General features: G+C 64.6%; 8 protein-coding genes. All 8 read right to left on the bottom strand.

Annotated features, from left to right (window positions below; all coding sequences use genetic code 11):
• Positions 1-329 (bottom strand): cellulose biosynthesis protein BcsG (bcsG, locus tag AC04MI_RS19565; protein WP_476498471.1); only part of this gene is annotated, 329 nt, incomplete at its 3' end.
• Positions 326-2,836, bottom strand: a complete 2,511-nt coding sequence (gene bcsA, locus AC04MI_RS19560; RefSeq protein WP_436078076.1) for a UDP-forming cellulose synthase catalytic subunit — start codon at positions 2,834-2,836, stop codon at positions 326-328. The genes bcsA and bcsG, both read right to left, overlap by 4 nt.
• Positions 2,833-3,624 (bottom strand): cellulose biosynthesis protein BcsQ, encoded by a 792-nt coding sequence (gene bcsQ / locus AC04MI_RS19555; protein WP_436078075.1) that lies wholly within the window; start codon positions 3,622-3,624, stop codon positions 2,833-2,835. The genes bcsA and bcsQ overlap by 4 nt, the downstream gene beginning before the upstream one ends.
• Positions 3,625-3,637: 13 nt before the next feature.
• A complete protein-coding gene (locus AC04MI_RS19550) occupies positions 3,638-3,820 on the bottom strand; it encodes a hypothetical protein (protein WP_143227243.1) in 183 nt (60 codons plus the stop codon).
• Positions 3,817-5,637 carry a BcsE family c-di-GMP-binding protein gene (locus AC04MI_RS19545; protein WP_436078074.1) on the bottom strand — a complete coding sequence of 607 codons (1,821 nt, stop codon included), beginning with the start codon at positions 5,635-5,637 and terminating at the stop codon, positions 3,817-3,819. Before AC04MI_RS19545 ends, AC04MI_RS19550 begins: the two co-directional genes overlap by 4 nt.
• 1 nt (position 5,638) lies before the next feature.
• Positions 5,639-9,556: a cellulose synthase subunit BcsC-related outer membrane protein gene (locus tag AC04MI_RS19540; RefSeq protein ID WP_476498470.1), complete on the bottom strand. Its 3,918-nt coding sequence runs from the start codon at positions 9,554-9,556 to the stop codon at positions 5,639-5,641.
• A complete protein-coding gene (bcsZ, locus tag AC04MI_RS19535) occupies positions 9,553-10,707 on the bottom strand; it encodes a cellulose synthase complex periplasmic endoglucanase BcsZ (protein ID WP_436078072.1) in 1,155 nt (384 codons plus the stop codon). Before bcsZ ends, AC04MI_RS19540 begins: the two co-directional genes overlap by 4 nt.
• The coding region (locus tag AC04MI_RS19530; RefSeq protein WP_476498469.1) for a cellulose biosynthesis cyclic di-GMP-binding regulatory protein BcsB at positions 10,700-11,741 on the bottom strand (1,042 nt) is incomplete at its 5' end. The genes bcsZ and AC04MI_RS19530, both read right to left, overlap by 8 nt.

Here is an 11,741-nt window from a genome sequence, read left to right as displayed (position 1 = left end):
GCATAAAGCACGATGCCGACCAGTCCCACCAGCAGCATTTCAGGGTTGAACACCCGCTGGGCAAGTTCCAGCCAGTAGTCCGCGCTGAAGCCACTCAGCGCTTTGAGCTGCGACAGCACGCGTCCTGGGCTGGGAAGGTAAGAGTCGGCATACAGCAGTGCGATGGCAGCCGCTACGGCGACTGCAGCGCGTACACGGCGCCACCCCTTGTGCGCAATGGGGGGCAGCATGGACGCCCACAACAGCAGGTTCAGCCACCAGTTCAAGCCGATATAGCCACCAAAGTACAGGCCCACCTTGGCAAGGAAAATCAAATGCCAGAAGCTCATGCCGGCAGCCTTTCTTGCCCGCGCTGCTTGCGAAGGGGCCATCGGCTGCGTGCCGACTCCACCAGCGAAGTCCAGAACTTGCGGTAGCCCAGCACGCCCAGCTGCGCGATTTCCTGCAGGCCATGCAAAGGTCGGTCGGTATCGTGGCTGTCGTTCCATTGCCTCCAGGTGTCGGGGCGGGCAAAGGTGCACTGCACCAGGTCGATTTGTTGTTCGCGCGTCATGGGGTCAAACTGAAAACCGGTGGCGCTCTGGCCTCTGTGCAACATCACTGTGGCTGGAAAGGTGCATTCCATATCGTTGCGCCACAGTCCCACCTGCACCTTGTCTCCCACGGCCAGTGGAGTGCCTTCAGGCAATTGCAGGCCTACACCAGTCATGGAAAAGTCGATGCAAAGGGCCTGAAGCACGGTTCCGTCGTCCTGGTACAAGGTTGCGGGCAATTGCGTGGCCACGCGGTGCATTCGCCGCACCTGGCGTGCTTCGGATGCCACACCCAACGCAGCACCCAGCATGAGGATGCTGTAGACCGTCCATAGCAGATTGAGGAGTACGGTGGCGGTTTCCTCGGTATTCCAGAAGAACAGGCGCAGCAGCCCCATGCCGAAGGCTGCGAAGTTGAGCAGGACCAGCACGGTGTAGGGGCGGGAGATCACCCAGTCGAAGTACGGCTCGTCCACCAGCCCGCCCTTGGCTGTCACGTTGAACTTGCCAAGGCGCGGATTGATCAGAGCCACCGTGGTGGGCAGGGCCACGTACCAGGCCAACACCGTTTCGTAGACCTCAGCCCAGAACGTGTGCCGGTGCTCGCCTTGCACGTGCGCATTGGCGACGTTGGACTGCAGGATGTATGGCAGCACATACAGCGCGATCATGATGGCGCCCGCGTTGATGATGTGCCATTCAAAAAACAAGAAGGCCATGGGCGCGGTGAGGAACACCAGCCGCGGCAGCCCGAAGAAGAAGTGCACCATGGCGTTGGCATAGCAGATGCGCTGCCACAGTGTGAGGCCCTTGCCCAGGAAGGGGTTGTCCACGCGGAAGATCTGCGCCATGCCTCGCGCCCAGCGGATGCGTTGGCCCACATGGGCCGACAGGCTCTCGGTGGCCAGGCCGGCGGCCTGCGTCTCGTTGATGTAAGCCGTGGTGTAGCCGCGCCGGTGCAGCTTGAGGGCGGTGTGCGCATCCTCGGTCACCGTTTCCACTGCGATGCCGCCCACTTCTAGCAAAGGGCCGCGCCGTATCACCGCGCAGGAACCGCAGAAGAACGTGGCGTTCCAGAAATCATTGCCATCCTGGATCAGACCGTAGAACAGGGCACCTTCGTTGGGCACACGGCGGAAGGTGCCCAGGTTGCGCTCAAACGGGTCGGGTGAGAAGAAGTGGTGCGGCGTTTGCAGCATGGCGCACTTCGGGTCGCGCTGGAACCAGCCCACGGCCGTGGTCAGGAAGGAGCGTGTGGGAATGTGGTCGCAGTCGAAGATGGCGATCAGCTCACCATCGGTCTTGCCCAGCGCATGGTTCAGGTTGCCAGCCTTGGCGTGGTTGTTGTCGGGCCGCACGATATAGCCCACGCCCATGGATTCAGCAAAGGCACGGAATTCCTCGCGCCGCCCATCGTCCAGGATGAAGACCTTGACCTTGTCTTTGGGCCAGTCCAGTGCCATCGACGCCAGCACCGTGGTGCGCACCACACTCAGCGGCTCGTTATAGGTGGGGATGTACACATCCACCGTGGGCCAGGACGCGGGTGCGCCTTGCAGCTCCGCCGGACTGCGGTGCAGGGGCCAGGCAGTCTGTATGAAGCCCAGCACCACCACCAACCAGGTGTAGGCCTCTGCCGCCAGCAGGCCGTAGCCCAGGAAGGACTCGATGACCGAGTCGAATTCAATCGATGAAGTCAGGCGCCACCAGGCGTAACGCCCCATCGCCAGCAGGCTGATCGCTGCAAGCGCCAGCGAAGGATAGCGGCCTGGCAGGCGCCGGAGCACCAGGGACAGTCCCCAGCAGAGCAGCATGAACAACAGTTGCCCGAACCAGTTGAATGGGGTGGTCATGACGACCAGACCGGTGACCGCCCCCACCGCCAGGATCACCCAGCGCAGGCCAGGAATCTCCAGGGCCGGTGTGAGCCACTGGTCTGCCAGTCGCATGCCCTTGCCCACGTTGACGTGGGTGGCCAGGCGGTCCATGGCACGCAGGAAAAGCCGGATGGGCCAGAAAACCAGTGTCAGCGCCAGTGCCAGGACTCGCCAGAGCCAGCGCATGGCCCAGCCGAGGCCTGCCCAAAGCCCGCGCACTGGGCGTAGCAACCAGGGGCGCAATGCGCGCTGTGGCGAGGGTGGCAGAACGAAACAGCGCCACAACCACATCCACCAGGGAGCCTCATGCCCGACCTCAAGCTGGCGCCCGAGCCACATCAGTGCCTTGCGAGTGGGCACCAGTGCGTCCGCTTGTTCGGTGGCCGGGGTAGGTGTGGTGGTGCCCGAGGGCGCCTGGTCTGTCATGGTGCAACCACTCCAGCTGCGGGCGCAGGCAGCGGCGCCAACGGAGGCACTGCCGACAGCCAATGGAAGATGCCCTGGAGATCGTGCGCGGACTGTGCATGCGGTGCCATGCCGTTCACGCATTGCGATGCGGCCAGTGCACGTGAAAGGTTCTCGTCTTCATGCACGGTATAGGGCAGCAATTGGCTTCCCCACTGCTGGCGCAATGTGCTGAGCGCCTCCCGTTGCGATACGCGGCGCGGGTCAAAACGCGTGACTGCGATGCCCTGCACGTTGGGCGTTGCTGGCGACGCCTGCAGCATGGCGCGTACGACGTCCGTGCTGGCACATCCGCGCGCAGACGCTTCCATGACCACCAACACCGCATCTGCGCAGCGCAGCGCTGCCTGGGCCAGCGGCGAAGGCCATTGCGGTGTGTCCAGCAGTATCGTGCAATCCTCTGGTACGTCGAGCAGTTCCACCTGGTCTTGCAGCCACTGTGGGTTGGCAGCGAGCAACTGGTGGAGCGTCGTGATGGTTTCTGGTGCCGCTGGGCCAAAGGGCAGAACGCAGACGCCGTCCGTGTTGTCGAAGCTGCCGTCTGCCCACCAAGAGCCTGTGGCGGCAAGTGCTGCCCATCCCTGACTGGCGGGGCGGGGCATGCCCAGGTGTATGCCCAGCAGGTTCTGGGCACAGAGTTCTACGGCCAAGGTGTGTTGGCCTTGACGGGCGCCAATGGACGCCAGGTGGGCGACCATGGTGGTACGCCCGGACCCGCCGAGCGGCGAAACGACAGCAATCACGCGCATGCAAACTCTTTGTTCATGGGGCTTTGGTCATCCCACCTTTTTGGGTAATGGGCGACTCGCTTTGCGGAAGGTTTGGCCGATAGGGCTGCACGCAGCGTAACGGCTGGCGCCCCTTCAGCACGCGGCGCAGCAGCCAACCACACGGCCAAGCCAGCAAGACGCCCAGCAGCACGTAAACAAGCATCCATGCCGTCATGCAGACGTCCTTCCAAGGGGGCGTGGCGCGGCGCGCTGTCCGATAGGGCGTGGTCGCATTTGCGGTCTTGTCACAACGAGCGGCGAGGCCGCGGACTGTTGGCTCTCTACGTTGGTGTGCTTTGGCAGTGCCAGCGCATCCTCTCTTAACTGCGCCAAGGGCGTGGCAGGAGGAGCCTCCAGGGCGGCAGGTGTGGGGGCGCTGACTGCTGCCAAGATGGCACTGTAGTCAGGTAAGCCCTTGCGCAGGGATTCTTGCAACTGTTCAGTCATCGCGCGTATGCCCGGCGCTGAGCAGTCCGTAGCTTGCGAAGTGAAAAGCTGGGTCAGCGGCAGCGCGAATACCCGTTGCAGTGCCAGCTCTACATCGGGCTCCCGGCAGGCGAACAGGAACACGTAGATCGCTTCGTGGTCGGCCGTGAACAAGTCGCCATCGCGCGAGGTGTGGCAGGCGCGCAAAGCATCGAGGTGCGGCATCCGGTCCAGCATGTTGAGCCGTACCAGACTGTGCGACAGGCCAATGTCATGGGTGCGGTCGAGCATGCCGCGTACCAACGTACAGAATCGTCCCGGGGCCTGGTAGCCCCGCTCGCGGGGGGGCATGAAGCTGTCGAGCGCCTGAGCGTAGTCGGGGTGGACTTTGCGGGTGTGGCTCTGAGCGTTGATGTCCTGCAGCAGTTGCAGCAGTCGCGAGAAACCCACCTCTTTGTAGACCACCGCGCTGGCGCCCAGTTGCAGCAGTGCCTGTTCGCTGTGGGTGCGCAACTTGCCGAGGTTCTCGCGCACCACAATCTTGAGCGTTGGGGGGCGCGAGAGACGCAGGTGGTGCACCAGGCGTGCGCGGGATTCAAAATCCCCCGCAGAGCCCGCGTCGATCAGCACCGTGGAGGCCACGCAGGTCGCAGCAGCCACTTCGATGTCCTCCAGCCCATCGACGATGCGCCAGTGGCCAGGGATACCGCGTTGCCCCTCCACCGATGCCCGGGTTGCCAGCACGCCCCATTGGTCGGCTGCAGTGACCAGTTCGGGGGTAGCGCCTTGGGTGCGCGTGCCGTCGGCAGTCAGTCGGTGCGTGCTGGCGTCTTGCACTAGGCCAAAGCCGGTCTGAAACAGCGCCCCGGTGTCCGAACCCCAGCGGTCCAGGCTCAGGCGCCAGCGGTCAGCGTCAGCATGCAAGGTGGCGATGTGCATGGACATCTGGCACAGGTTGCGCAGCGTTGGCAAAAGGGCAGTGGCATCCAGCGGCGGGGTGAACCCCAGTACCACCGGGCGCTGCCGTTGGCGGCACAGGGCGCTGAGCTGGTCGCTGACATGTGCGAGTTGGGCAATGTTCAGTCCGGACAGCAGGTTCTGTGTGTCGCACAGATACAGCGCGTGCTGTGGCAGCAGACCGGTCCGCTCAAGCTCCTGCACGAGTGGACTGAGTCCATGGCGCTGTACTTGCGCCTGCAACCCAGGCGATAGCGCCCAGAGCTTGAGCCGACCAGCGCGGTAAGCCGCTCGTAGCTCGGGGTACTCCAGCAACTCGTCCAGCCACTGCGTGCTGGACGCCACCAGCCCCAAGGGGCCAGCGGCCAAAGCGTCTTCGATCAGCGCGGGAAACCATGCCGCAGCGCTTCTGCTGTCGGCGGCAACCAAAGAGACGGGCACATGGGATGGCAACTGGCCAATGCCGTCTGGCAGGCCTGCGATGCCGATGCTTGTCGGTCGCTGGATGGCGCTGGCTGTACCCAAAGAGGGCCAAAGGCGCTGGGCGAGCGCGTGCAGCACACTGGTTGCAGGTGGGCTCTTGCGTGAGGATGAAGCGGCAGAGGACATGTCAGAAGCTGGAATAGGTCTGCACCGGCCGTGGGCGGTTGTCCAGTGGAGCGTTCCCGGGCTCAAAGCGGTAGCGGCCATACACCATGAAATTGGTGGGCGCGTAGTAGGCCGAGCGATCCAGCTCCAGCTGTGCACCCAGTGCGAGATGGGGTGTGACCTGGTATTCCAGTGCCCCCCGGAACGAACGCCCGAAACCCGAGCCCGAACTGCCCGCGTACACCGGAACGCCACCGTCGGCCGCCAGCCGCGCACGTGCCAGTGCCTGCAGGAGTGCGCTCTGCGGAAAATAGTCGCTGTCGGCACTGCTACTGCGCGATACAGAGACGGACCCGCGTGCCAGCCAGGTCAGTGCGCCGCGGCGTCCACTCCATTCCAGTGGCAGGGCGACGGATACGTAGTTGCGTGGGCTGTAATAGCCGCCGTGGCCGAAGCTGAATTCGGACAGGTCTTTGCCATAGTGCCAAGCTGAGACGGCAACACCGAGGTTGACGACGCCATCGCTGTGGCGCCATACATCGCGGTCCAGTGCCCACCGCAGCTGGGCGCGGGTGTTGGTTGCCACATTTTTGCCGGTGAGGGCGGCCAGGCTCAGGCTCAGCGAGGTGCTGTAGGGCCCAATGTCGGTAGAAAGACGGCCTGCAGCGCCCGTTGCTACCACGCCGCCCCATACTTGGCCTGTGATGGGATCGCGTGCCCCTGCGTACGACAGCAGGCTGCCAGTGATGGGGCGCCGATACGCTTCGAGTTTGTAGCTGTAGCGGCCCAGATCGCCGGTTTTGGACAGGCCCCCTACGACATTGGTCACCGGAAATCCAACCCCAGTGGTTCCGATGTCCCACTGGACATCGTCTCCCACATAGCCGAAACCCAGGTTGGTGCCCTGGCCCCGTTGGCGTCGCTCGGTGGCAAAGGAGGACCCCGGTGGTAGTGCCGCCACCTGCCCGTAAGTGAGCAGGTCTGGACCATCGGCGGGGAGATCGCCCGCATCCAGCTGCACCCGATCCACGTGCAAGAAATAGTGCCCGTCGTAGGCACGCGGCATCCACGCCACCACAGGACGTTCCCAGCCGCGCAGGCTGGAGATTCCGTCCGTGGAGCGCTTGCTCAGCGCCTGGTGTCCCGCTTCGATCCGAGGCTGACGCCGTGCCTCGATGGCATCGATCTCGCCCTGGATCTTGGCAACGACGGCCGGGTCGGCGGGGACGGACAGTGTGTAACTCTGCTGGAGAGCCAGTGGTCGGTCGGAATCAATCGGCACCGGGGCCTGGCTTTCTGGGGCCGTTGCAGCAGGGGGGGCGATCTTTCCGCGCGTCTCCAGCATGAGCGCACTGCGGAAGAACACCATGGCCTGTGCGTAGTTGCGGTTGGCCCGCTCCAGGCGCGCTGCATGCAGCAGCACGTCACTGTCTTGCGGAAAACCGTCCAGCAGACGGGTCGCCAATGCACGCGCTTCGTCCATGCGGCCAATACGTTGCCAGATGCGTAGCAGTGCCAGTTGCTGCCCCACATCGCTCGGAGGGATGCGGTCTTTCAACCAGTCGGCCTCATTGGCCGCAGCCCGCCGGTCTCCGGTGTCCTGCAGTCGTGACAGGGTGTCCGCCAGCGCCATGCGAACAGACAGATCATCCGGTTGTGCGGATGCCAAAGGCTTGAGCAACTGGGCGGCATCGGCATATTCGGCTGCAGCCATGAGCAACCGTGCCTGGGCTAGGCTGCGTTGGCGTGGTGTGGAGAGTGTGTCCGGCAGGGGTGTCGCCTGGCGTGCCAGGCGCGAGGCTTCGTTGGTACGTCCGGCCTGCCGCTGCTTCTCGATGAGCCGCTCTTGGTGCGCTGCATACAGCGCTACCAGCCGGTCTTCCTGCTCCGCGCTCCAGCCCTTGGCTTGCAGCAGACGAGGCAATTGCTCGGCGAGGCCGGCATCGTCCTCCGCCCGGTTGAGCAGCTGTGCGTAGTCCAGCTGCGTGTCTGGCGCCAGCGTGGGGACACGCGCTGCCAGGCGATGGAAGACTGCCACGCCCCGCGCGGGCTGTGCGCGGCGAAACCAGGCATTGGCAACGCTGTAGAGCAGGTCTGCTTCATTGCCCGCTTCTTGTTCCGCTTGTTGTAGCAGTGCCTTGACCTCTGCGGCAGGCAGGGGTTTCAGGGCCTGAGTGACGAGCGACTTGACCTGAGAGCGCCGCATCAGCGAGCGCATGGCGTCTGTCTGATCGGCGGAGCGTATCCGCTGCATGTCCGCGAGGGCAGCGCTGTCTTCGTCCAGGGCAGAACGTATCAGGGCGCGGGCATACAACATCTCGGCACCGACGGCGCCGGACGGAATACGCGCCACACCCTCATCCATGGCGTGCAGTGCTTCTTGGGGGCGGCCCAGGCGTATGTAAATACGTGCGAGGCGGTGTCTTATCCAAGCATCGTCGGGGGTCAGTACCACTGCCGACTCCAAGGCACGCAGTGCGGGGCCCAGGCGCTGGGCCTGCAGGTCGTCCTCCGCCTGGGCCACCAGCACGTCGGCCTGGGCACTGGCGAGTTTTTCTGAGAGTGTGGTGTCACGTGCGGCAGCCTCGGCCAGCAGGGACAGCGCTTTGGTCACCCGCCCGGTGCGGGCATAGAGACTTGCCAGGCCTTTGATGGCGGAGGTGCTGTTGGGCTCCTGTTGGATGGCTTGTTGGTAGAAATTCTCTGCCAGCGCATGGTCCCCTTGCAGGTCGCGAATGCTCGCCAGGGTGGTCAATGCGTCAGCACTTTGGGGTTGCATCTGCAGCGCGCGTTCGGCCAGGCTGGCTGCCGTGACCAGTTCGTTCTGTTCGACGGCTCTGTCGGCCTGTCGCAGCAGTCCCCAGAATCTGGCAGTGGCCTGCAAGTCCTTCCAGCGGCTCTGGCGTGTGAGCGCATAGGCCTGGCTGAAGAGGTCCTGCGCTTGCGCATGCTGGCCCTGGCGCAGGCGTATCAACCCCAGGTTTCCCAGGCTTTCTCCGTCCTGGGGGCGCAAAGCCAGCGTCGCCTGGATCTGCTCTTCCRCCAACTCCATATCGCCTTGGTCAAGGGCCGTGCGCGCTGCCTGGCGGGCGATGTTGGCGGGGTCGCGGGCCGCGCGCTCTGCGCGCTCGACCGCCTGTTGCATGGCGGCCAATCGTTCCACCATGGCGCTATCAGCCGGGTAGCGCTGCAGAAATGCGCGCACGCGGGGCAGGTTCGCTGGGGTGTTGGCCAGCCGGTCCAGGGCGCGACGCCAAAGGTCTTGCAGCTGTGGGGCGTTCGTATCGGGCTGCTTTGCCAGGGCCTCGATCTCCTGCACCACGGCCGTCGGGTTGCCCCCCTGGTACATGCGCAGCTCCAGCTGTGCCAGCCGGTAGCGGGACTCCCCGGTCTGCTGGTACAGCCTGGCCAGCTGGCGCTGGGATTCGGTGCTCTGCTTGGCGGTAGAGCCCATGATCTGGTGGTATTCCAGCGCCAGTCCGCCGAGCGTGGGCGGGCCATGCGGGAACAGCTCGCGCGCCAAGTCGGCGGCCTCGGCCTTGCGGCCTGCGCGCGCCATCAAGCGCATCTGGGCCAGTTTTTCGCGGTCGGGGCCATACACGCGTACCAGGGTTTCCAGTTCCTGGGTCATCACATGGCCGGGGTGGCGTGCGCGCAAGGTGGCCAGCACGCGCTGGGCCTCGTCGCTTTTCTTTTCGCGCAGCGCTAAGTCTCCCAGCGTCGCCAGCCCTTCGGGAGAGTTCGGGTCCATGGCCAGCAGCTTGTCCACCAGCTGGCGGGCCATATCCGGCCGGTTTTTGCTGGCCCACAGGCGGGCGCCGCTGAGCAGCTCAGCTTCGATGGCGGGTGGGGTGCTGGCGTGCACGCCGTGCTGCCCGGGCAGGCAGGCGGCGGCGAGCAAGGTCAGGGAGGGGAGCCAGCGGTGTGCGCGGCGTTTCACGGTTTCCATCGCACAGTGAGTTGGCCGTTTGCAGTGAAGCGATATTGCCCCTCCATGGCGCCCAGCCCAAACAAGCCGAGCACCTGCTCGTAGTAGGCCGTGGGACGCAAGGGGCGGGCCTCCAGGCGCATGCGCTGCGATTGCAGGGTGCGGTCGTCGCCCACTGCCCGCAAAAATGGCAGGACTGCAGCCGAGAACCCGGAGGGGGCGGGGCCAGAGGCTTGGGCTGTCAGGATGTCGATGGACTCAGGCGGGTATCCCTGTTCGCGCACGAAGCGTGCCATAGGCTGCAGGGTATCCAGCAAGGCCTTGCGACCGGGAGCGTTGGCGTGCAACGTGCCCGCCCACAGATAGACGCGGATAGCGTTGTAGCTGCCCTGGCCTTTTTCCTTGCCCTTGTCATCCACCAGAAAGCCCTGCTTAGGGTCGTACACGGTCCAGTCGGGCGTGAGGCCCTTGGGTGAAGCGCCCTGGATGACCTTGAGCGAGCTGTCCACCAGTTGCTTCCATTCGGGCTGTGGGTCCACTGCTGCCAGCCAGTGCATGAGGTGCATGGGCATGTAGCTGGGGTTCAGGCGCCAGCGTCCGTCCTTCTGTGCAAAGCCCTGGGGCGCTGGCAGAAGGGTCAGTCCCAGGCCGGGCAGTTGCGCGGTTTCTTCACGCAGGATGCGGGCCGCTAGCAAGGCAGAGAGTGCGCGGTAGGTGCGCACATTCCACAGGCGGCCTGCCTCGCCCAGCGCGTAGGCCATCCAGAGGTCGGCGTCCGAGGCGGCGTTGCTGTCGATGACACCCCAAGTGCCATCGGGGCGTTTACCCCATAGCCAGGCCGGGAGGCGGGCGGTCATATCGCCGTCGCACAGGTTGTTTTCCGTCCAGCGCAGCAGCTTGTCGAAGGTGGTTCGGTCATTGGCCACCAAGGCAAAGAACAAGGCGTATGCCTGGCCTTCGGAGTAGGTCTGTCCTCCTCCCGCATCATCCGAGATGACGCGGCCGCCTTCGTTGATGAACTGCGCCTTGAACGCTTCCCAGGCGGGCCACCCGGGGCGTTCTGCCGTGGATTGGGGTTGCGCGCGAAGGCCTGGCAGCCAGGACAGCAGTGCAGCACCGCCGCCAGCCTGCAGGGCCGTGCGCCGACGAAGGGACTCAGTCATGCTGGGATGCCAGTCGGCGGCGCGCCATGGTGCGCAAAGCGCCATAAACGATAAAGGTCAGCAGAAGGCCGGTGGCGATGCCCGCCAAGGCCAGCAGCAAGGGGTGGCTGTGCAGGTGGAACCACAGGCGTTGCCACCATGGCAGGTCGCCCACGTAGTACACAGGCTTGATGCGGAAACTTTCGATGGCGTCGCCGCGCATCAAGCCCAGATCTCCGCGCAGGCTCTTGATCTTGCCCGCATCGTTCAGGCTCTGGCTCAGCAGCCCCATGGCTTCCTTGTCGGTGGCGGTGAGCGCCACCACGCTGCGCCCACTGTGCAAGGGCGATTCAAAACCGGTGACGGCAGCCAGCGGCCCTGTGCCTTGCAGCACGGCTTGCCCGCCGGACGCGGAGAGGCGGTGTTCGGACTCCAGGTTGAACAGCTCAATGAATGATCCCAGGGCCCGCTCCAGGGGCTGGACGGACCGTGCGCCAGCGGCCAGCAGCGCCGGCAGATGGTTCTTCCATTGCTCCAGCAAACCATCGGCGTCGGCCTGCGACACGATCAGGATGTCCGTGTCGCCCGCCTTGTTGGCGTCTGCGGCGCGCAGCAACTGAAAGCGGGTACCTGGATAACCGGTCGATGCACTCATGCGGCCCACGGAGGTCAGGAAGACCTCGATGTCTGCGGTGCTGGGCTGGTTGGGCAGGATGATGGACGTCTGGGCCAGGTCGGGCACCCGGGTGAACGGAAAGCCGCTGTTGGCATAGGCCGCCAGATTGGGCATGGCCAGGTAGTGGCGAAAACCCGTGAGGTCGATGGTGGACTGCGGATCGATGGCCGCAAACAGTTCGGTCGGCGGCGCGGACTTGCAGCGGCCCAGGTCGTTGGGGGGGATCTGGAACGCGAACTGCAACTGGTTGTCGCCGCCAATCATGAAGGCAGGAATCTTCAGGTCCGAACGGTTCTGGGCGTTCCCGTCATCGAACAGGGGCAACATCACCGTGTTCTTGCCGCTGGTGCGCTCGTCTCGCGACTGCAGTGGATAGGAC

The organism is Acidovorax sp. LjRoot204 (assembly GCF_056175785.1).
This window is presented reverse-complemented; position numbering and strand designations above follow the sequence as displayed.

Excerpts from the sequence above, each read along its gene's own strand:
- bcsA (WP_436078076.1), bottom strand. The coding sequence starts at position 2,836 with ATGACAGACCAGGCGCCCTCGGGCACCACCACACCTACCCCGGCCACC.
- bcsQ (WP_436078075.1), bottom strand. The coding sequence starts at position 3,624 with ATGCGCGTGATTGCTGTCGTTTCGCCGCTCGGCGGGTCCGGGCGTACC.
- AC04MI_RS19550 (WP_143227243.1), bottom strand. The coding sequence starts at position 3,820 with ATGACGGCATGGATGCTTGTTTACGTGCTGCTGGGCGTCTTGCTGGCT.
- AC04MI_RS19545 (WP_436078074.1), bottom strand. The coding sequence starts at position 5,637 with ATGTCCTCTGCCGCTTCATCCTCACGCAAGAGCCCACCTGCAACCAGT.
- bcsZ (WP_436078072.1), bottom strand. The coding sequence starts at position 10,707 with ATGACTGAGTCCCTTCGTCGGCGCACGGCCCTGCAGGCTGGCGGCGGT.